21 protein-coding genes are annotated in these 21,143 nt (G+C 62.8%); 4 read left to right on the top strand and 17 right to left on the bottom strand.

Annotated elements, in window-relative coordinates; all coding sequences use genetic code 11:
- Positions 1 to 2 precede the first annotated feature (2 nt).
- From C7389_RS22420 to rpsB, 16 genes are all read right to left on the bottom strand, one after another.
- Positions 3 to 458 (bottom strand): CopD family protein, encoded by a 456-nt coding sequence (locus C7389_RS22420; protein ID WP_133594897.1) that lies wholly within the window; start codon positions 456 to 458, stop codon positions 3 to 5.
- On the bottom strand, positions 455 to 1,057 hold the full coding sequence (gene rnhB / locus C7389_RS22425) for a ribonuclease HII (protein WP_133594898.1): 603 nt from the start codon (positions 1,055 to 1,057) through the stop codon (positions 455 to 457). Before rnhB ends, C7389_RS22420 begins: the two co-directional genes overlap by 4 nt.
- Complete coding sequence (lpxB, locus tag C7389_RS22430) at positions 1,054 to 2,229, bottom strand: lipid-A-disaccharide synthase (RefSeq protein WP_133594899.1); 1,176 nt, start codon at positions 2,227 to 2,229, stop codon at positions 1,054 to 1,056. Before lpxB ends, rnhB begins: the two co-directional genes overlap by 4 nt.
- 4 nt (positions 2,230 to 2,233) lie before the next feature.
- Positions 2,234 to 3,004, bottom strand: a complete 771-nt coding sequence (lpxA, locus tag C7389_RS22435) for an acyl-ACP--UDP-N-acetylglucosamine O-acyltransferase (protein WP_133594900.1) — start codon at positions 3,002 to 3,004, stop codon at positions 2,234 to 2,236.
- Positions 3,004 to 3,438 carry a 3-hydroxyacyl-ACP dehydratase FabZ gene (fabZ, locus tag C7389_RS22440; RefSeq protein ID WP_133594901.1) on the bottom strand — a complete coding sequence of 145 codons (435 nt, stop codon included), beginning with the start codon at positions 3,436 to 3,438 and terminating at the stop codon, positions 3,004 to 3,006. The genes lpxA and fabZ overlap by 1 nt, the downstream gene beginning before the upstream one ends.
- Before the next feature lie 5 nt (positions 3,439 to 3,443).
- Positions 3,444 to 4,469 carry a UDP-3-O-(3-hydroxymyristoyl)glucosamine N-acyltransferase gene (lpxD, locus tag C7389_RS22445; RefSeq protein WP_133594902.1) on the bottom strand — a complete coding sequence of 342 codons (1,026 nt, stop codon included), beginning with the start codon at positions 4,467 to 4,469 and terminating at the stop codon, positions 3,444 to 3,446.
- A gap of 18 nt (positions 4,470 to 4,487) precedes the next feature.
- Complete coding sequence (locus C7389_RS22450; RefSeq protein ID WP_133594903.1) at positions 4,488 to 4,994, bottom strand: OmpH/Skp family outer membrane protein; 507 nt, start codon at positions 4,992 to 4,994, stop codon at positions 4,488 to 4,490.
- Positions 4,995 to 5,032: 38 nt separating this feature from the next.
- On the bottom strand, positions 5,033 to 7,321 hold the full coding sequence (bamA, locus tag C7389_RS22455; protein ID WP_133594904.1) for an outer membrane protein assembly factor BamA: 2,289 nt from the start codon (positions 7,319 to 7,321) through the stop codon (positions 5,033 to 5,035).
- 11 nt (positions 7,322 to 7,332) lie between these two features.
- Entirely contained in the window at positions 7,333 to 8,697 is a 1,365-nt protein-coding gene (rseP, locus tag C7389_RS22460; RefSeq protein WP_133594905.1) for an RIP metalloprotease RseP, read from the bottom strand.
- Positions 8,697 to 9,896, bottom strand: a complete 1,200-nt coding sequence (ispC, locus tag C7389_RS22465; RefSeq protein ID WP_133594906.1) for a 1-deoxy-D-xylulose-5-phosphate reductoisomerase — start codon at positions 9,894 to 9,896, stop codon at positions 8,697 to 8,699. Before ispC ends, rseP begins: the two co-directional genes overlap by 1 nt.
- A 24-nt stretch (positions 9,897 to 9,920) precedes the next feature.
- Entirely contained in the window at positions 9,921 to 10,745 is an 825-nt protein-coding gene (locus C7389_RS22470; protein WP_133594907.1) for a phosphatidate cytidylyltransferase, read from the bottom strand.
- Positions 10,738 to 11,541 carry a polyprenyl diphosphate synthase gene (gene uppS, locus C7389_RS22475; RefSeq protein ID WP_211168538.1) on the bottom strand — a complete coding sequence of 268 codons (804 nt, stop codon included), beginning with the start codon at positions 11,539 to 11,541 and terminating at the stop codon, positions 10,738 to 10,740. The genes C7389_RS22470 and uppS overlap by 8 nt, the downstream gene beginning before the upstream one ends.
- Before the next feature lie 49 nt (positions 11,542 to 11,590).
- Positions 11,591 to 12,148, bottom strand: coding sequence for a ribosome recycling factor (gene frr / locus C7389_RS22480; RefSeq protein ID WP_133594908.1), 558 nt, complete (start codon positions 12,146 to 12,148; stop codon positions 11,591 to 11,593).
- A 10-nt stretch (positions 12,149 to 12,158) separates the two neighbouring features.
- Complete coding sequence (gene pyrH / locus C7389_RS22485) at positions 12,159 to 12,875, bottom strand: UMP kinase (protein ID WP_133594909.1); 717 nt, start codon at positions 12,873 to 12,875, stop codon at positions 12,159 to 12,161.
- Positions 12,876 to 12,886: 11 nt separating this feature from the next.
- A complete protein-coding gene (gene tsf / locus C7389_RS22490; protein ID WP_133594910.1) occupies positions 12,887 to 13,780 on the bottom strand; it encodes a translation elongation factor Ts in 894 nt (297 codons plus the stop codon).
- 84 nt (positions 13,781 to 13,864) lie between these two features.
- Complete coding sequence (gene rpsB, locus C7389_RS22495; RefSeq protein ID WP_133594911.1) at positions 13,865 to 14,623, bottom strand: 30S ribosomal protein S2; 759 nt, start codon at positions 14,621 to 14,623, stop codon at positions 13,865 to 13,867.
- A 326-nt stretch (positions 14,624 to 14,949) separates the two neighbouring features.
- Here rpsB and map point away from each other — a divergent pair, with 326 nt between their 5' ends.
- Together map and C7389_RS22505 are read left to right on the top strand one after the other, a co-directional pair.
- The gene (map, locus tag C7389_RS22500) at positions 14,950 to 15,768 is read left to right on the top strand and encodes a type I methionyl aminopeptidase (RefSeq protein WP_133594912.1); all 819 of its coding nucleotides are present in this window, start codon (positions 14,950 to 14,952) and stop codon (positions 15,766 to 15,768) included.
- An 11-nt stretch (positions 15,769 to 15,779) separates the two neighbouring features.
- A complete protein-coding gene (locus tag C7389_RS22505; protein ID WP_133594913.1) occupies positions 15,780 to 18,365 on the top strand; it encodes a [protein-PII] uridylyltransferase in 2,586 nt (861 codons plus the stop codon).
- Between the two features lie 21 nt (positions 18,366 to 18,386).
- Here the strand turns inward: C7389_RS22505 and C7389_RS22510 are convergent, their stop codons facing one another.
- The gene (locus C7389_RS22510; protein ID WP_133594914.1) at positions 18,387 to 19,106 is read right to left on the bottom strand and encodes a helix-turn-helix domain-containing protein; all 720 of its coding nucleotides are present in this window, start codon (positions 19,104 to 19,106) and stop codon (positions 18,387 to 18,389) included.
- 392 nt (positions 19,107 to 19,498) lie between these two features.
- Here C7389_RS22510 and C7389_RS22515 point away from each other — a divergent pair, with 392 nt between their 5' ends.
- Positions 19,499 to 20,230, top strand: coding sequence for a response regulator (locus tag C7389_RS22515; protein ID WP_133594915.1), 732 nt, complete (start codon positions 19,499 to 19,501; stop codon positions 20,228 to 20,230).
- A 501-nt stretch (positions 20,231 to 20,731) separates the two neighbouring features.
- The coding region (locus tag C7389_RS25765) for a methyl-accepting chemotaxis protein (protein ID WP_281275408.1) at positions 20,732 to 21,143 on the top strand (412 nt) is incomplete at its 3' end.

Here is a 21,143-nt window from a genome sequence, read left to right on the forward strand (position 1 = left end):
CCTCAGAACGCCAGCCCCAGGGTTGCGGCGGCGATGGTGACCACGCCCAGTGCGAGGTTGAAGGCGACGCGCTGGCGGATGCGGTTCATCGCGATGGCGCCGCGGGCCCAATCCTCCACATGCACCGCCTGTCGCAGGGAGCGCCAGGGGCCGAACCAGATGGAGAGGAAGACGGCGATCATCACCAGGCCGGTAAAAGTCATCGCATGCCAGGCGGCGGGCGCCCGGGCGAAGCCGACCTCCATCAGCATCGCACTGCCGGACAGCAACAGGAGCGCGATGGCGATCCATACCAGCAGGAAGAAACGCCCAAGTACCGCCACCCATAAGGCGAGGCGCTGTGCCGGCGCGAGCACCCCCACCGCCGGCCGCAAACACCCCCAGGCGAACGCCATTCCGCCCACCCAGGCCGTCACCGCCAGTACATGCAGGAACAGCATCAGGTGGTGGAAGGTCATGTCTGCGGCTCCTCGATCCACAAGGGCGGATTGGCGATGACCTCGCGCACTGGAGCGAAGCTGCGGCGGTAGAAGTCAGCTACGCCATGGCGGCGCAGGGCATCCAGGTGTGCGGCCGTCGGATAGCCCTTGTGGGCGGCGAGTCCGTAGTGGGGATAGAGGATGTCCAGCTCTCGCATCTGCCGGTCGCGCTCGGTTTTGGCCAGGATGGAGGCGGCGGAAATGGCCGGCTCGGTGGCGTCGCCCTTGACGATGGCGCGCGCCGGATAAGGTACATCCGGACAGCGGTTGCCATCGACCAGCACCTCGCCGGGCGCCTGGCCCAATGCGATCACCGCCCGGCGCATGGCCAGCATGCTGGCGTGCAGGATGTTGAGGCGGTCTATCTCCTCGACGCTGGCCTCTGCCACCGCCCAGGCCAGCGCCTGCTCACGGATCTGCAAGGCCAGGCGCTCCCGTGCCCGCTCGGTCAACTTCTTGGAATCGGCAAGGCCGGCAATCGGCCGCAGCGGGTCCAGGATGACCGCGGCGGCCACCACCACACCGCACAGCGGGCCGCGACCGGCCTCGTCCACCCCGCAGATCAACAAGGTCGTCATGCCGGCTTGTGCGCTGCGCGCCACTGAGGGTTGTCGCCGAGATACGGCAGGATGGCGGCGGCGGCCTTCTCCGCGGTGTTCTGCCGCAGCGTAAGGTGCAGCTCGGTGAAACGTTGCTCCAGTTCCGCGCAGGCGGAAGCATTTGCCAGCCAGGCTTCCAGCGCCTCGGCGAGGCGCTCCGGCGTGGCTTCGTCCTGCAGCAGTTCGGGCACCACCGATTCGCCACACAGTACGTTCGGCAGGCCCACCCAGGGCAGGTAGGCCATGCGCTTCATCAAGCGATACTGCCACTTGCCCATGCGGTAAGTGATCACCATGGGACGTTTCAGCAGCGCGGCTTCCAGCGTGGCGGTGCCACTGGCGACCAGCACCACGTCCGCCGCTGTCATCGCATCCACCGCATGACCAAACAGGAGGCGGATGGGCAACTCGCCGGCCTCCTGCCTGTGCATCGCCTCCTGGAACAGCTCACGCGTCTCCCGCGTAGCCAGTGGTACCAGGAAGACAGCGTCCGGATTGCGCTCCGCCATCAGGCGGGCGGTGGCGATGAAGGTCTCACCGAGGTTGCGGACCTCGGACTGGCGACTGCCAGGCAGCATCGCGACCACCCTGAGCTTGGCGGAGAGGCCCAGCCGTTCCCGCGCGGCGGCCCGGCTGGGCTCCAGCGGAAAGACGTCGGCCAGCGGATGACCGACATAGCTCACCGGCACACCGGCTCTATCGTAGATCTCGGGCTCGAAAGGGAAAAGGCACAGCATGCGGGTGACCGAACGCGCGATGCGTTTTATCCTGCCGCCGCGCCAGGCCCAGATCGAGGGGCTGACGAAGTGCACCGCCGGCAGCCCGGCGGACTTCACCTTGCCTTCCAACCACAGATTGAAATCGGGTGCGTCCACACCGATGAACGCCGACGGGCGGTTGCGCAGGATGTCCTTCAACAACGCCTTGCGGATACCCGAGAGCTCGCGGTAGCGCTTGAGCGCATCCACATAGCCGTGCACCGCCAGCAGTTCCGAAGGCCAGCGCGCATCAAAACCCTCGGCCTGCATCTTGGGGCCGCCAATGCCATAGAACTGCGCGTCCGGGCAGTGGCGCTTGATGGCGCGGATCAGGTGGCTGGCGAGCAAGTCGCCGGACGCTTCTCCGGCAACCATGGCGATACGCGGGGCCATGGCTTCACCGAACGATACCGCGACCGGAGGCGGCGATAAATTCGGAGAACAGGGCCACTTCAGGGAATTCGGCGGCGATCTCCGCGACCTGCTCCCGCGCCTCGTCCAGCTTGAGGCCGGAGCGATACAGCACACGGTAGGCACGCTTGATGGCGGCGATGCCTTCGCTGGAATAGCCGCGCCGCTTCAGCCCTTCGCTGTTGATGCCATGCGGCGCCGCCGGATTACCGGCCACAGTGACGAAAGGCGGCAGATCCTGCAGCAACACGGTGCCGACGCCGCAGAAGCTGTGCGCCCCGACGCGGCAGAACTGGTGCACCCCGGTGAACCCGCCAAGGATTGCCCAGTCGCCGACGTGGACATGGCCGGCCAAGGTGGCGTTGTTGGCGAAGATGGTGTGATCGCCCACCTGGCAGTCATGGGCCACGTGCACATAGGCCATGATCCAGTTGTCGCTACCGATGCGGGTGACGTGCGCATCCTGGCTGGTACCGACATTGAAGGAGCAGTACTCGCGGATGGTGTTGCGATCGCCGATTTCCAGCCGGGTCGGCTCATCGTCGTACTTCTTGTCCTGCGGCACCGCGCCGATGGAACAGAACTGGAAAATCTCGTTGTCGCGCCCGATGCGGGTATGGCCCTCGACGACGACGTGCGGCCCGATGCGGCTGCCGTCGCCGATCTCGACATGCTCGCCGATGATGGAGTAGGCGCCGACCTCCACGTTGGCGCCCAGCTTGGCCCCAGGATGAACGATCGCGGTCGGGTGGATCATCACAGGGTCTTGAGCGCACACATCAGTTCGGCTTCGGTGGCGATCTCGTCACCGACACGGGCGACACCCTTGTACTTGTAGATATTGCGCTTGTTCTGGGTAATGGAGACGTCGAACAACAACTGGTCGCCCGGCACCACCGGACGCTTGAAGCGAACGCCGTCGATGCCGGCGAACAGCACCACCGAATTCTCGTCGGGCTGCATCCCCATGGTCTTGAACGACAGCAAGGCCGCCGCCTGGGCCATGGCCTCAATGATCAGCACGCCCGGCATCACCGGGTGGTGGGGAAAATGACCGGGGAAAAAGGGCTCGTTCATGGTGACGTTCTTCAGCGCCAGGATGCGCTTGCCCTCCTCCAGTTCCAGCACCCGGTCCACCAGCAGGAAGGGGTAACGATGGGGCAGGTACTTGAGGATTTCGTTGATGTCCATGTCGTTCAGTTCGAGCTCTTTTCTTCGAGGCGTTGTTCGAGGGCGCGTATTCTATCCACCAGGGCGTCCAGATGGCGAAGATGGGCGAAGTTTTTCACCCAGTCCGCGTGGCCCTGGACGGGCAGATTGGCGGTATAGACCCCCGCCTTGTTGATCGATTTGGTCACCAGCGTGCCGGCGGAAATCACCACGTCGTCGGCGATATGCAGGTGCCCGATGATGCCAGCCTGACCGCCCACCATGCAGCGCGCACCGATGACGGTGCTGCCGGCGATCCCCACGCAGCCAGCAATGGCGGTGTAATCGCCGATGCGGACGTTGTGGCCGATCTGGATCTGGTTGTCTATCTTCACACCCTTGCCGATCCAGGTATCGTCAAGCGCACCGCGGTCTATCGTGGTGTTTGCGCCGATCTCCACCTCATCACCAATGACGACCCGGCCAACCTGGGGAATCTTCACCCAGGCGCCGCTCTTCTCACGGGCAAAGCCAAAACCGTCCGAGCCAATGACGGCGCCGGAATGGATCAGGCAATCCTGCCCTATCACGCAGTCGGCATAGATAGAGACCCGGGGAGAAATGCGAGTGCCCCGCCCTACCGCACAATTCCTGCCAATGTAGCTGCCGGCGCCGATTACGACGTCTTCGCCGATCCTCGCACCGGCTTCTATGACTACCCCGGCGGCGACCGACACCGACGCAGGAATCGCTACCGAAACCGCCGCTGTCGGATGGATGCCGGGAACCGCAGGCTCAGGCGGGTTGAAAAACTGGGCGACGCGCGCGAAATGCAGGTAGGGGTCCGGCGCCACAATGCGCGGACGGTCGGTCAGGAGGTCCCGTGCGCCAGGGCCGACGATGACTGCCGCCGCCTGGCTGGACTTCAGCTTGGAAACGTAGCGTGGATTGGCGAGGAAGGAGAGATCGCCCTCTCCCGCCTGATCAAGCGTGGCTACCCGCCGGACGACGACCTTGCCATCGCCGACCAGTTCTCCACCAAGGCGGTTGACCAGCTCTTCAAGACTGTACATGCGCCGTAGGCTGGGATCTTACTTGCCCTCGGACAGGGACTTGATCACCTTGTCCGTGATGTCGATCCGCGGACTGGCGTAGACCGCTTCCTGGAAGATGATGTCGAACTTCTCGGCTTCAGCGATCTGCTTCACCGTGCGGTTCGCCTTGTCCAGTACCGACGCCAGTTCCTCGTTGCGGCGCTGGTTCAGATCTTCGCGGAATTCGCGCTGCTTGCGCTGGAAATCGCGGTTCAGGTCGTTGAAGGCGCGTTCCTTGTTACGGCGATCGGCCTCAGCCATGGTCATGCCGTTGCGCTCAAGGTCTTCCTGCATGGATTGCAGGTCCTTGGCCATGCGCTGCATTTCCTGATCGCGCTTCTCGAACTCCTTCTCCAGGCGCTGCTGGGCGCGCACGGCGGGCACCGCCTCACGCATCACCCGGTCGGAATTGACGAACCCAATCTTGGTCTCGGCCGCCGCGGCGCTCTGGGCGGCGATTCCGAGCACTGCTGCTGCGAGAATGGAAAGGGTGCTGACTTTCACTTAAGCCTCCAACGAAAACGATAAGGGCGGCGGGTTTATCAGAACACCGAGCCCATCTGGAACTGGAACCGCTGGACCTCATCCTCGGACTTGGCATTCAGCGGGAAACCAACGCTGAACTTCAGCGGACCGATAGGCGAACTCCACGCAAACGCCAGTCCGCTACTGTAGCGCAAGTCGCCGAACTTGAGCTTCTGGTCCTCCCCCCACACCTGACCGGCATCGAAGAAGGCGGAAATACGGAAGGAACGGTCCATGCCGGCGCCCGGCATCGGGAAATAGAACTCCGCGTTGCCAACGACCTTGCGGGTACCACCCAGGGAGTCGCCATCGGTGTTACGGTCGGTACCCAGCGAGCTCTGCTCGTAGCCGCGCACCGAGCCAATACCGCCTGCGTAGAAATTCTTGTAGAAAGGCATGGGCTTGCCACCGTAGCCCTTGGCCCAACCGAAGTCGCTATTGAGCATCAGCGCATAGTCCCGCCCGATCGGCAGCCAGTACTGGTACTGGTAGTTCAGCTTGCCGTATCGGATGTCGCCGCCGGGAACCGCGACTTCGCCGTAGATGCGTTGATAGATACCCTTGCGCGGGTAGAGGACGCTGTCACGGCTATCGCGGGCCCAGCCAGCGCTCGCGATCAAGCTCATCAAGCCGCCGCAATCGTAGCTATCGCAGAACTTGATGTACTGCGAGGGGCTGTCGGAATAGGTGGTGATCCGGGTCCGGTCCAGGGTCAGACCAAAGCTGATGCTGTCATCCTCGGCAATCGGGTAACCGAGACGTAGGCCGACACCGCTGGAAACCGTCTTGTACGGCGCGACAGAATAGGACTCGGACGGATCGTAGGTACGGTGGTAGACATCCCAGCCCAGGCTGACACCGTCAACGGTGTAATACGGGTTGGTGAAGGACAGGGCATATGTCCGGTTGGATGCGCTGGTGTTCAGGCCCAGAGTCAGCGCATTGCCGCTACCGAAAAGGTTCTGCTGGGAAATAGAGGCCGACAGGACGACCTTCTCGGAGCTGGAGAAGCCGGCGCCCAGCATCAGGTTGCCGGTCGCCCGCTCCTTGACATTGAAGTTGGCGTCGACCTGGTCGGTCGTACCCGGCACCGCCGGGGTCTCGACGGTGACTTCATCGAAGAAGCCCAGGCGGTCCACCCGGGTGCGGGAGCGATTGATCGCCGAGGCGTCATACCAGGCCCCCTCCATCTGCCGCATCTCGCGACGCACCACTTCGTCGCGCGTCTTGGTGTTGCCGCCGACATTGATGCGGCGCACATACACCCGACGGCCCGGATCCACGAACACGGTGAAGGCGACTTCCCGCTTCTCCTTGTCCACTTCGGGTGCCGCATTCACGTTGGCGAAGGCATAACCTTCGTTGCCCAGCTTGTCGGTAACTGCCTTAGTGGTCTCGGTAAGCTTTTCACGCGAGAAGATCTCGCCTGGCTTGATGGTACTGAGCGCCAGATAGTCGGATTCGGGGAGGATCAGATCGCCGGTGAAGCGGACGCCGGTAACGGTATAGACCTCGCCCTCGGTGATGCTTAGGGTGATGTAGATGTCTTTCTTGTCCGGAGTAATCGAAACCTGGGTGGAATCGATGTTGAAGTCCAGGTAGCCCCGGTTGAGATAATACGAACGCAGGTTTTCCAGGTCAGCAGACAGTTTCTGGCGTGAATACTGGTCGTTCTTGGTATACCAGGTCAGCCAGCCCGGCGTGGTCAATTGGAAGAGATCGAGCAAATCGTCCTCGTCGAACGCCTTGGCACCGATGATGCTGATCTGCTTGATCTTGGCGACCTCGCCCTCGTCCACCGTGAAGTTGATGGAAACGCGGTTGCGCTCTAGCGGGGTCACGGTGGTGGTGACGGTCGCCGCGTATTTGCCGCGGCTGAGGTACTGCCGCTTCAATTCCTGCTCTGCTCGGTCCAGCAGCGCGCGGTCGAAAATACGGGATTCGGCGAGGCCGACTTCACGCAGGCCCTTCTTCAGCTGATCCTTGTCGAATTCCTTCACGCCAACGAAATCAATCTGCGCGATCGCGGGGCGCTCATCCACCAGCACGACGAGCACGTCGTTCTCGACTTCGATGCGCACGTCACGGAAGAAACCGGTAGCGAACAGGCCGCGGATTGCTTCCGCGGCCTGACCTTCATCAAAACGCTCGCCAACCTTGACCGGCAGGTAATTGAACACCGTACCCGCCTCGGTTCGTTGAATTCCTTCGACACGGATGTCTTTAACGGTGAACGGTTCGAAAGCAAACGCCGGCGAAGCGGCAAAAAGGGCCGTGATCAGCCCGGACAGAAGCTTACGGTTCATTCTTCAGTTGTTCAGCCGGAAATAAGACGATTGATGTCGTTGTAGAAGGCGAATGCCATAAGCATTGCGAGGAGAACGAGACCGATTTGTTGACCGATCTCCATGACGCGTTCCGGAATCGGACCGCCCTTGATGATCTCCACCACATAATACAGTAAATGCCCACCATCCAGCACCGGGATGGGGAGCAGGTTCAGCACGCCCAAACTGATGCTGATGAGGGCCACGAACTTGAGATAGTGGCTGAGTCCGAGTTGAGCTGTCTGGCCTGCGTAGTCGGCGATGGTGACGGGGCCGGAGAGATTTTTCCACGACACCTCCCCGGTCAGCATCCGACCCATCATCTTCAGGCTGAGGACACTGGTTTCCCAGGTCTGGGATACCGCCTTGACCAAGCCCTGCACCGGCCCATAGCTCACTACGGTAAACATCGACAGGCCGCCATGCACGGGCTCGGCAACCGCCACACCGATGCGGCCGATCTGTTGGCCATTCTCGCTGCTGACCTCCGGCACGACGGAAAGCTGTATGCGCGCACCGCCACGCAGCACTTCAAGATTCACGCTCCTCCCGCCGGCCTCGCGGATCCTGCCGACCAGTTCGGTCCAGGAATCGATTGCTGCGCCGTCTATCCCCAGCACCTCATCCCCGACGCGCAGGCCGGCACGATCAGCCGCAGCGCCTTCCACCAGCTTGCCGATGACTGGCGGAATCGCCGGCCGCCAGGGCTTGAGACCCATACGGGTGATCAGGTCTTCTCCACCATCGTCTATCGGCAAACCAGCGAGATCAAGCACCCGCACCGCGGGACGCTCATCAAGCGTCGTCACTCGGAGTTCCACCTGTCGGCTCTCCAGCACGTGGCGCAGCAGTGCCCAACGCAACTCCTGCCAACTGCGGACCTCCTCGCCGTCGACCGCCCCCACCAGATCGCCTTCGACAACGCCGGCGGCAACCGCAGGGGAGTTCTCGCTGGCTATCGCCAGCCGTGGGCGCAACTCCTCGGTTCCCGCAACGAAAACGCCCCAATACACAGCGATCGCCAACAGGAAGTTGGCCAGCGGCCCTGCTGCGACGATGGCGAAGCGCCGCCACACACTCTTGCGGTTGAACGCACGGTGCAACTCTGCTGGCGCAACCTCGCCTTCCCGCTCGTCCAGCATCTTCACGTACCCGCCCAGCGGAAACGCGGAAAGAGCCCACTCCGTGCCATCCCGTCCCGCCTTGCGGACCAACAATGGGCGGCCGAAACCGATGGAGAAGCGCAGCACCTTCACACCGCACCAACGGGCAACGAGGTAATGCCCCAACTCGTGAACCAGAATCAGGACACCAAGGGCAACCGCGAAAGGAATCAGATAGTTCAACAGGGACATCAAGCAGCCTGGCGTAGTCGGATTTCCTTGCGCGCGTACTCCCGCGCGCAAGCATCGGCGGCAAGCACCGACTCGAGCGAATCGACCGCAAGCCCTCCGGCACGTTCCATACAAGCAGCGATCACTTCCGGAATCCGCAGGAAACCGATGCGACGCTCCAGAAAGGCCCCGACTGCCTCTTCATTGGCGGCATTCAGGACAGCGGCGGCGGCACCGCCGGCGCGCAAGGCCTCATAGGCCAGCGCAAGGCAAGGGAAGCGGGAGAAATCGGGACGCTCGAAAGTCATCCTGGCGACCTCGAAGAGGTCCAGCGCTTTGACGCCAGAGTCGATCCGGTCAGGCCAGGCCAGCGCATGCGCAATCGGCGTGCGCATGTCTGGATTGCCCAGCTGCGCCAGCACCGAGCCATCCTCGTAATCCACCATCGAGTGAATGACGCTCTGCGGGTGAACCACCACCTCGATGCGCTCGGCCGGCACCCCGAACAGCCAATGGGCTTCGATCACCTCCAGCCCCTTGTTCATCATCGTCGCCGAGTCCACCGAGATCTTCCGCCCCATAACCCAGTTGGGATGAGCGCAAGCCTGCTCAGGCGTCACTTGCTCCAACTGTGACAGCGGCGTCTCCCTGAAGGGGCCACCAGAGGCAGTCAGCAGCACACGGCGAACACCATGGGAACCCGGGTTGCGGCGGAAATCCCCTGGCAGCGACTGGAACACCGCGTTGTGCTCGCTATCGATGGGCAGAAGCGTGGCGCCCGCCTTCTCCACTGCATCGATGAACAGCTGACCCGACAGGACCAGAGCCTCCTTGTTCGCTAGCAGAACCTTCTTGCCCGTGCGGGCCGCAGCCAGCGTTGGCGCAAGCCCGGCTGCACCGACGATAGCGGCCATCACGGCATCGACGTCAGCGTGGCTGGCGACATCCACCAGCGCCTGTTCACCGCACAGCACCTCGGTCCTGCTGCCTGCGTCCTTCAGGGCCTGCCGCAACAAACCGGCGGAGGCTTCGTCCCCCATCACTGCGTAGCGCGGCGCAAAACGCAGGCACTGGGCATGGAGTTTCTCCCATTGCCGGCTGGCGGTCAGCGCGAAGGCAGTGAAACGGTGCGGATGGCGGGAAACGACATCCAGCGTGCTGACACCAATCGAGCCGGTGGCACCAAGAACGGTGAGTTGCTGCGGACGGGTTGAGGACATCGGGAAATGGGAAACGGTTACCGGTTAGGCAATCAACAACAGGGTCCCGAGCCCGATCAGCGGCAAGGTGGAGGTCAGGCTGTCGATGCGATCCAGCACGCCGCCGTGGCCGGGGAGCAAGGTGCCGCTATCCTTCATGCCTGCTTGACGTTTGAGCAGGGACTCGAAAAGGTCTCCGATGATGCTGACCGCGGTTACGAGCACGAGGATAGGCGCCAGCAGAAGCAGATTTCCAGCCGGTTGTGCTGCGCCTCCGACGGAGAACGCCACGATGTACCCAAACAGCAGGACACCTGCCGCGGCGCCGTACGCCCCCTCCCAGGTCTTGCCGGGGCTGATCGCGGGCGCCAGCTTGTGCCGGCCGAAGGCGCGGCCAGAAAAATAGGCTGCAATGTCTGCAACCCACACGACCGCCATGGCCGCAAGCAACAGCCAAGGGCCAAACTGCCTGAGGTGCGCCAATGCCAGGGCCGGGGGGACCAGTACCAGCACCCCGACCAACATGGCCAGGATCGGGGAGGAAAGGCGCCACTTGCTCTTAAGCCAGATGGGGACCAGCAGCAGCCAGAACAGCACGCTCAAGCTATAGGCTGGAAGGAGCAGAGCCGGATCAGTGCCCTGCCCGGTCAGGCCAGCGAAATGCCCAATGACGAAACAAAGGACGGCCGCTCCTACGCTGAAAGCCAACCTCAAAGGGGTGCGAAAACCGGCGAGCGCCCCCCACTCCCATGCGCCAGCAAAACACACTAGCGCACAAAAACCCAGCCACGCAGCGGGAGGAAGCAGGAAGAGGACGGCCAACAGGCCGAACAGGAGAACCAGCGCGGTGATGACCCGCGTTCTAAGCATGATGCCCCGGATCCGGTACCGCTGTTTCGACTGCGGCAACGGGTTCGCGCAACTGTTCGCTGGTCCTGCCGAAGCGGCGTTCACGGCCACCATAGGACGCGATGGCCTGATCCAGCGTACCGACGTCGAAGTCGGGCCAGAGGGTATCGGTGAAGAACAGCTCGGTATAGGCAAGCTGCCAGAGGAGGAAGTTGCTGATGCGCTGCTCGCCGCCGGTACGGATGAAAAGATCCGGCTCGGGGGCGTAGCTCATGGACAGTTCCGCAGCCAGCTCCTGTTCGGTGAACTCGCCGACCCGCTCGGGAGCGCGGGCGGTCAATTTGTTGACCGCCTGCATGATGTCCCAACGGCCGCCGTAATTGGCGGCGACCGTCAGCGTGAAGCGTTCATTTGCCGCGGTGAGCTCCTCGGCAGAACGAATGATCTCCACAAGTTTGGGATCGAAGCGCGAAAGGTCACCGACGACGCGGAAGCGGATGCCGTTCTGGTGCAAACGGGTCACTTCCTTGCGCAGCGACTTCATGAAGAGCTGCATCAAAAAGGAAACCTCGTCCACCGGCCTACGCCAGTTCTCGGAACTGAAGGCAAACAGCGTGAGGTATTCCACTCCGCGTTCCATGCAGGCGCGGATCACCGTCCGCACCGTCTCCACGCCCCGGCTGTGACCAGCGACGCGGGGCATGAAGCGCTTCCGGGCCCAGCGGCCATTGCCATCCATGATGATGGCGATGTGACGCGGCACCGTTGTTACCTCGGGGATGTCCCGAGTGGAACTGCTAAAACGCGCGTCGGCCAAGATCCGCCTCCTGTGATTCGCCCGGTTGTTGCAAGACCGGCCGAAGGGCTCAGATCTGCATCAGTTCCTGTTCTTTCTGCGCCAGCAGCTTGTCGATCTCAGCGACATAACGGTCAGTCAGCTTCTGGATGTCTTCCTCGGCACGACGCTCGTCATCCTCGGAGATGGTCTTGTCCTTGACTGCATCCTTCAGCTGTTGATTTGCATCGCGACGCAGATTGCGCACGGCGACCTTGGCACCCTCGCCTTCCTGGCGGACGACCTTGGTCAGGTCACGGCGACGCTCCTCGGTCAGCGCCGGCATCGGCACCCGGATCAACTCGCCCATCGTAGCTGGGTTAAGGCCAAGATCGCTATCGCGGATCGCCTTCTCGACCTTGCCCACCATGTTCTTTTCCCAGGGCTGAACGCCGATGGTACGGGCATCGATCAGGGTCACGTTCGCCACCTGGTTCACCGGAACCAGGCTTCCGTAATACTCGACCATGACGTGGTCGAGCAGGCCGGTGTGCGCACGGCCGGTGCGGATCTTGGCGAGGTCGGTCTTGAGCGCCTCGACCGACTTCTGCATCTTCTGTTCGGTCGTCTTCTTCAGCTCGGGAGTCATGCTCGCTTCCTCAGGAGTGAACCAAAGTGCCTTCGTCTTCGCCCATCACCACGCGTGTCAACGCGCCGGGCTTGAAGATGGAAAACACGTTGATCGGCAGTTTCTGGTCGCGGCAGAGGGCGAATGCAGTGGCATCCAGCACCGCGAGATTGCGGCCGATGGCCTCATCGAAGCTGATGCGGTGATAGCGCTGGGCCTGCGGATCCTTCTTCGGGTCCGCGGTATAGACGCCATCCACCTTGGTCGCCTTCAGCACGATCTGGGCGCCGATCTCGGAACCGCGCAGCGCGGCAGCGGTATCGGTGGTGAAGAACGGGTTGCCGGTGCCGGCGGCGAAGATCACCACCCGGCCTTCTTCGAGGTGACGGATCGCCCGCCCCCGGATGTAGGGCTCAACCACCTGGTCGATACGCAGCGCCGACTGCACGCGGGCTTCCAGATCGTTACGGCGCATCGCATCGGCCAGCGCCATCGCATTCATCACCGTCGCCAACATACCCATGTAGTCGGCCGTGGCGCGGTCCATACCGGAGGCTGCACCCTTCATGCCACGGAAAATGTTGCCGCCGCCGATAACCACACCCACCTGCACACCGAGGCGATTCACCTCGGTGATCTCGGCAACGATGCGGCTGACGACCTCCTCGTTGATGCCGTAGGCGTCGTCGCCCATCAGCGCTTCACCGGAGAGCTTGAGCAGGATGCGCTTGTATGCGGCGGCGGACATGTAGCTGCTCCTTACTTCTGGGCAGCGGCGGCCTGGGCGGCCACTTCGGCGGCGAAGTCGGTGACCTTCTTCTCGATCCCCTCGCCCACCAGATAAAGCACGAAGCTACCGACCGAAGCGTTGCGCGCCTTCAGCAGTTGCTCGATGGTCTGCTTGCCGTCCTCGGCCTTCACGAACACCTGGGCCAGCAGGGTGACTTCCTTCAGGAACTTCTGCACGGTGCCGTCGGCGATCTTCTCCAGCATGGCTTCGGGCTTGTTGTCGGCGCGAGCCTTCTCGATCGCCACGCGGCGCTCGGTGTCGATCAGATCCTGCGACACACCGGAGGCATCCAGCGCCTTCGGCTTGGACGCGGCGATGTGCATCGCGATGTCCTTGCCCAGTTGCTCGTCACCGCCGACCAGGTCCAGCAGCACGCCAACCTTGGCGCCACCGTGGATGTAGCTGTACAGCTGACCCTTGGCCTCGATGCGGGCAAAGCGGCGCAGGGACATGTTCTCGCCGATCTTGCCGACCAGCGCGGCGCGGGTCGATTCGATGGTGCCTTCACCGAAGGGCAGCGCGGACAGCGCAGCCACATCGGCCGGGCTCTGGCTGACGACCAGGTCGGCAGCGCCCTTGACCAGCGCGAGGAAGTCGTCGTTCTTGGCCACGAAGTCGGTTTCGCAGTTGACTTCGATGATGGCGCCTTGCTTGCCATCGGCGGACACGCTGACAGCCACGATGCCTTCAGCGGCAACGCGGGCCGCCGCCTTGGAAGCCTTGTTGCCCAGCTTGACGCGCAGGATCTCTTCGGCCTTGGCCATGTCGCCGGCAGCTTCGGCAAGGGCCTTCTTGCATTCCATCATCGGCGCGTCGGTCTTCTCGCGCAGTTCCTTGACCATGCTTGCGGTGATTTCCGCCATGCTAACTCCTGGGATCTCAGTCAAATCCGGCGGCTCCTGGCCGCCGGTATTCGGTTTTCTATCGGGAAGGAAAACCTTCCGGAATCAGGCTTGCTGTTCCTGGGTGCCGTCTTCTTCGACTTCGACGAATTCGTCGGTGCCGGCGGCCACGATCTCCTGCAGCACCTGGCTGCGGCCTTCCAGAACGGCATCGGCCACGCCACGGGCATACAGGCGGATGGCGCGGGAGGAGTCGTCGTTACCCGGGATCACATAATCGATGCCTTCGGGGGAGTGGTTGGTATCCACCACGGCCACGACCGGGATGCCCAGCTTCTGGGCTTCGGTGACGGCGATCTTGTGGTAGCCGACGTCGATGATGAACAGCGCGTCCGGCAGGCCGCCCATATCCTTGATGCCGCCGATGCTCTTCTGCAGCTTCTCGAGCTCGCGGGTCACGGTCAGCGCTTCGCGCTTGGACAGGCGCTCGATGGAGCCGTCTTCGATCATCGCCTCGATTTCCTTCAGGCGCTTGATGGACTGCTTGACCGTCTTGAAGTTGGTCAGCATGCCGCCCAGCCAGCGCTCATCCACGAAGGGCATGCCGGCGCGGCGGGCTTCTTCGGCGATGATCTCGCGAGCCTGGCGCTTGGTGCTAACAAACAGGATGGTGCCGCGATTGGAAGCGAGCTTGCGCACGAAGCTCATCGCTTCGTTGTACTTCACCATCGTCTTTTCAAGGTTGACGATGTGGATCTTGTTGCGCTGGCCGAAGATGTACGGGGCCATGCGCGGATTCCAGAAACGGGTCTGGTGGCCGAAATGGACGCCCGCTTCGAGCATCTGACGCATCGTGACAGTCATTGTATTACTCCGAATTGAAGGTTGAGCCTCCGCCCCCGGGGCACCACCGAAAGGAACTTCCATTGAGAGGAAAGCTCTCCACCGACTGGCACCACTCACCGGGAAAGGGGCACCGGAACCCCGGAGCCCGACTCTTTCCCGGACCTTCCCGCCGCTTGCGATGAAGCAGCAGCCAGGAGGCGTGTGGATTTTGTCCGCCAATGCAGACAAGCCCGCGATGATATCACCGCCACATGACGCTTCTCAAGGCCGAAACCGTTACCAGGTTTGCCCGGCCGGGGCGCATGCGCTAGCCTTGATGCCTTTTTCGAACCCCGATCCCGCCCATGAGCATCGTCATCAAGACCCCGGAAGAAATCGAGAAAATGCGCGTGGCCTGCCGCCTCGCCGCCGAGGTGCTGGACTATATCGAGCCCTTCGTGAAACCGGGCGTGACGACAGGCGAGCTCGACCGGCTCTGCCATGAATATATGGTGCAGGTGCAAGGTACCGTGCCGGCGCCGCTCAATTACGCGCCGCCGGGCTACACGCCCTACCCCAAGGCCATCTGCAGCTCGGTCAATCACCAGGTCTGTCATGGCGTTCCGGGGGACAAGGCGCTTAAGAAGGGCGACATCGTCAATCTGGACATCACCGTGATCACGCCGGACGGCTTCCACGGCGACACCAGCCGCATGTTCATCGTCGGCGGCGAAGCCAGCATCCTGGCGAAGCGCCTATGCCAGGTCACATATGAATGCATGTGGCTGGGAATCGCGGCAGTCCGCCCTGGCGGCCGACTGGGCGACATCGGCGCTGCCATCCAGAAACATGCGGAAGGCAATGGCTTCTCGGTAGTGCGCGAGTTCTGCGGCCACGGCCTCGGCCGCAAGTTCCACGAAGAGCCGCAAGTGCTGCACTGCGGCAAGGCAGGCACTGGTGTCGAACTGCTGCCCGGCATGATCTTCACCATCGAGCCGATGATCAACGCCGGCAAGGCCGCCATCTCCGAACTGCCGGACGGCTGGACCATCGTGACCAAAGACCGCAGCCTCTCGGCCCAGTGGGAGCATGCAGTGCTCGTCACGGACAGTGGCGCGGAAGTTCTGACCGTCTCCGCGAAATGCCCGCCACCGCCGGCCCTAGTCGCCGCAAGCTTCGCCTGAGGGAGCGCACCATGACCTCCTCCCCGATTTCCACCGATGCCCTGCAGGACGCGATCGGCGAGGAGCGCAAGCGCCTCAACGAAGGCTCGCTCGCCCTGCGCCAGGCCTATGAGGCGCACCCGCTGACTTCCGGCGTGCTAAAGGGCCGTGCCCGGCTTGTGGATGGCGTCATTCAGCGCCTGTGGAACGCCTGTGGCATGCCGCCGGAGGCGGCACTCGTCGCCGTCGGCGGCTATGGCCGGGGCGAGCTCTACCCCTGCTCCGATGTAGACATCCTCATCCTGCTGGCGGACCAGCCCGATGGCAGCCTGCAGTCCCGACTCTCCACCCTGGTCGGTGCCCTGTGGGACGTTGGCCTGGAAATCGGCCACAGCGTGCGTACGGTGGAAGAATGCCTGGACGCCTCCGCCAGCGACATCACCGTGCAGACCAACCTGCTGGAGGCCCGCCTGCTGACCGGCAATGCCGGACTGTTCGACGACTTCGCGCGCCACTACCGCGAGATGCTGGACGTGCGCACCTTTTTCAAGGCCAAGCAACTGGAGCAAGAGCAACGCTACACCCGCTACAACGACACGCCCTACTCGCTGGAGCCCAACTGCAAGGAAAGCCCGGGCGGCCTGCGCGACCTGCAGATGCTGGGCTGGATCTCCCGTGCCGCCGGCCTGGGGCGCAACTGGCGGGAGCTCGCCCGCCGCCGCCTCCTCACTGGCGAGGAAGCCTCGGATCTGCGCAGTGTGGAGCGCTTCCTCCAGCACGTGCGCATCCGCCTGCATTACCTCACCGGCCGCTCCGAAGACCGCCTGCTTTTCGACCACCAGGAAAAGCTCGCCCGCATCATGGGGATAGAGGCCACCGCCGCCAAGCGCGCGTCCGAAGTCTTCATGCAGCGCTATTACCTGACGGCGAAGAAAGTCACCCAGATCAACACCATCCTGCTGCAGAACTACGGCACCGAGATCTTCCCGGACCGCGGGGGCCCGGCCATCACCATCAACGCCCGCTTCCAGGCAGTGCGCGAACTGCTGGACATCCGCAGCGAACAGATTTTCGAGCGCCACCCCTCCGCCCTGCTCGAGTGCTTCCTGCTGCTGCAACGGCATAGCGAACTGAAGGGCATGACCGCTCGCACCCTGCGCGCCGTCTGGCTCAACCGTAACCGCATCAACGCCGCCTTCCGCGCCGACCCTGCGAATCGCGCCCTCTTCCTTCAGATACTTCAACAGAAGCGCGGCATCGTTCATGAATTCCGGCGGATGAATCAATACGGCATCCTGTCGCGCTACCTGCCACCCTGGCGCAAGATTCTGTGCCAGATGCAGCACGATCTGTTCCACGTCTACACCGTCGACCAGCACATCCTGATGGTGCTGCGCAATGTGCGCCGCTTCACCATGAGCGAGCATGCGCACGAATACCCGCTGATGACGCGCCTCATCCTCGGCTTCGAACGCAACTGGCTGCTCTACGTCGCCGCCCTCTTCCACGACATCGCCAAGGGCCGCGGTGGCGATCACTCCAAGCTCGGCATGGAGGACGCCCGCGAATTCTGCGAAGACCATGGCTTGTCCACGGAAGACACCGAACTGGTGGTGTGGCTGGTCGAGCACCACCTCACCATGTCCCAGTATGCGCAAAAGGAAGACACTTCCGACCCGGAAGTCATCCGCCGCTTCGCCGACATCGTCGCCAATGAACGCCGCCTCACCGCGCTCTACCTGCTCACTCACGCCGACATCCGCGGCACCAGCCCCAAAGTGTGGAACGGCTGGAAGGGCAAGCTGCTGGAGGATCTGTTCTTCTCCACCCAGCGGCTGCTGCGTGGCGCCACGCCGCAACAGGCCCTCGGCCTGGACGACCGCCAGGAGGACGCGCGCCGCCTGCTGCGCTACCACGGCTTGCGCTCCGGCGTGGAGGAAGCGCTGTGGGCGCAGTTGGACGCGGTGTACTTCATGCGTCACTCGGCCGAGGAAATCGCCTGGCACACCCGGCTGCTCTACTTCCGCCCGGAAGCTGACGATCCGGTGGTAAAGGCGAGGGTCTCCGACGAAGAGCACGGCGTGCAGGTGATGGTGTTCACCCGCGACCAGAAAGATCTCTTCGTCCGTCTCACCGGCTTCTTCGGCCGCATGGGCTTCACCATCCTGGACGCCAAGGTGCATACCACCCGGCACGGCTACGCCCTGGATAGCTTCATCCTGCAGGACCCTGGCCAGGCCGCGCCCTACCGCGACATCGTGTCGCTGATCGAGCACGACCTCACCGAGCGTCTGCGCAAGCCGCTCGCACCGGAGCGCCCTTCCTCCGGCCGGCTGTCACGGCAGGTCAAGCACTTCCCGATTACACCCACGGTCAGCATCCGCCCGGACGACGCCGGCAAGCACTACATCCTGTCCCTGATGGCCGCGGACCGCCCCGGTCTGCTGTTCGACGTCGCTGAGGTGCTAGCCAACTACGGCATCAGCCTGCAGACAGCCAAGATCGCGACCCTGGGCGAACGAGTGGAGGATACCTTCCTCATGTCCGGCGCCGGCCTTTCCCAGGATGCGCAGGTGGTACGCATAGAGCGCGACCTGCTGGAGCGGCTGCAGGTCTGAGGCGGCGACAAGTCCCCTGCGCTAATCCTCCCAGGGAGGGAACTGGAACACGAAGTGCTCCCCGCGCCGCCTCTCCAGCAGTTCGACCAGTATCTCCGGAGAGAGGGCGCGACCATCTATCACCAGCACCCCTTCGCCGACGTAACCCACCAAGGTGTCGGTGAGCATATGCAGGGAGGCGTCCGGCGCAAGCGCCAGATAGCGGCGTGAAATTCCCTTCTGGATCTTGCGTCTGAGGCGCAATAGCGCCTCCACCTCATTGCAGCCGCTTGCGGCAAAGCAATACCCCCCCTTCTCGTCCAGCGGCCGCCTTTCGCGGGCCAGCATCCAGACTGGAGAAGAGCCCCCGGCCACGAGTTCGATCACGAATTCGCGCTCCTTGCCGAGACAATCCAGAAAACGCTCTATCGCGGGGAGGAGCACCGCTTCCAGGCCCATCCCATTCAGCGCCAGCCCCGGCAGCTTTGTCTCCACCTCGGCCGCCCGACCATCACAGCCCGTCGCCAGCCAGTCGAGGCTCACCCCGGCTGCCTTCGCAATCATGACCAGATGGCGCATACCCGGCGCCTTCTCCCCCTTCAGATACGCACTGAGAAGACCATCGGAAAAACCGCAACGACGAGCGAAGGAGCGCTTGCTTTCATCGCCTATGGTTTTGAGCAAGCGCTCCCCGAAAGCCCGAATCGTGTCCTCAGCACCTTCCGCCTTGGCAACAACCTCTCCCGCCTTCTTACTAGTCATTCGCAATTATCATCAATTAACCACAGGACATAACCGAGATCCGGGCACCTGATCCCAGAGGCGCTCTCTAAAAAGTTGACAGTCCACTCTTTAGGTTTATACTTTCGTCTTAAATCCACGCATGAAGCGCTATCTCCGGGGATACCTGGATGTCTTTTTTTTATTCTGTTTCGACAAGAGAAGAGCATTTTCGAGCAGTCGGAACATGTGAATGCGTTTGCGGCCCCCGAGCGGGCTGAATCGGCACTCTGCTGGAAGTAACAGCGGCCATCCAGCCTTAAGCGGAAGCCCGGCACTTTCCCGCAGACCGCCCACTGCTCGAGCAGACAGGCGGCCTACCCCCGCAAGATCGCGCCCAGCGATCGTGCTATAGCCGTCTTCCCCAAGCGGTCATGAAAAACCAGACATCGCGCGACAGCACCATGCTCCCGGCATCTCCGCCCCAAGCGCCCCGGTTGCCGAGGCATGGCACCCAGATCGAAGCGGCGCCCTCTTTCATCCGCGTTCTCACCGCAGACAGTCACACGATCTTTCGCGCTGCCTTGCGCGCGCTGTTCGATACCACACCAGACATGGCGATCGTGGGCGAGGCCGGCAACGGCAGCGAAGCCCTGAAGCACGCGCGCTCCACTGCTGCGGAAGTGATGCTTCTCGCCACTTCGCTCCCCGACACCCCGAGCGCCGACCTGCTGCACCAGCTCGGGCGCCACTGCCCCGGGTTGCCCTGCGTGGTGCTTTGCCAGAACTGCGAACCCGGAACCGTGATGCGTGCGCTCAAGGCCGGCGCCTACGGCTATGTGAGCAAGGAGGCCGATCCCCAAGTGCTGTTCACCGCGATACGCAAAGCGGCGACAGGCCGTCGCTATATCGACCCCGCCCTGCTCGACACCCTACGCTTCGACGAGAAAGGCGAAGCGCACGACCCGGAACAACTCCTCTCCCGACGTGAATACCAAGTCCTGAAACTGTTTGCCGAAGGGCACTCTCCGACCCGGATTGCAGGCCTTCTGAACCTCAGCGTCAAGACCGTCAGCACGCACAAGACGCGGGTCCTGCAGAAGACCGGCCTTAGCACCACTGCGGATCTGGTTCGCTACGCCTTCCGCCATAAGCTCGTCGCCTGATACCCACCCCCTTGCAGCTTCGCTAGCGTCACTTTAGATGCTATCTAGGATACGCCCTCTATTGCGGCCATGTATCTCCTTTGGCCTATCCAGATTACTCTCTTTAGGAAATTTCCCACGCTCAATAAAGAAAATTCTTCGCGCATAAACAGAGAACTCCTATATACCGGATGACTTGGGAATTCCCATAATCAGGGCAAGTCCTGATTTACGTTTTCTCACAAATTCTGATTCACGGCGTCCCCCTAAAGCACGAGAAATCATTTGAGCCAACCGAAGACGCCTCGACTTCGCCTGTATTGTTTTGTGCTGCCCTTATTGCTGGGCTTGCTTGCTGCCGCGGCGCTCCAGCTGAGTGGTAGCTCTCCCTATACCGTCATCCTGCTTGCCCTCAGCGGCCTCTGCTGCGCCGCATGGTTGTGGCATGCGGCGGGCAGCGGGTGCGCCCAGACCATGTCGCTGGAAGACGCCCCTGTGCGGGCGCCTAGCCTGCAGCCGGAGGTGGACGGGCTGGAACTGCTGTGCGGGCGCCTGCTGCCCCTATGGCAGCGGCACATCGATGCCGGACGCGTGCAGATGGAAGAGGCGCTCACCGCGCTGTCCACCACCTTCTCCTCGCTCTCCGCGCAGATGAGCCAGGCGTTGCAGGCTTCCGGGGGCGAAGCCGCCGAGTCGGTATCCGCGGTGCTGGTGCGCTGTCGCGGCGATCTGAAGGCGGTGATTACCGATCTGCGCGCCTCGTTGCAGGCACGGCAAAGCCTGATGGACGATATCGGCCAGCTTTCCAGCCTAGCCGGCGAGCTTCAGACCATGGCGGACGAGGTCGGCGAGATCGCCGCGCGCACCAATCTTCTTGCGCTGAACGCCTCCATCGAGGCGGCCCGCGCCGGCGAGGTCGGGCGCGGCTTCGCCG

This window comes from Azoarcus indigens, assembly GCF_004361735.1.
Taxonomy (GTDB): Bacteria; Pseudomonadota; Gammaproteobacteria; order Burkholderiales; family Rhodocyclaceae; genus Azoarcus; species Azoarcus indigens.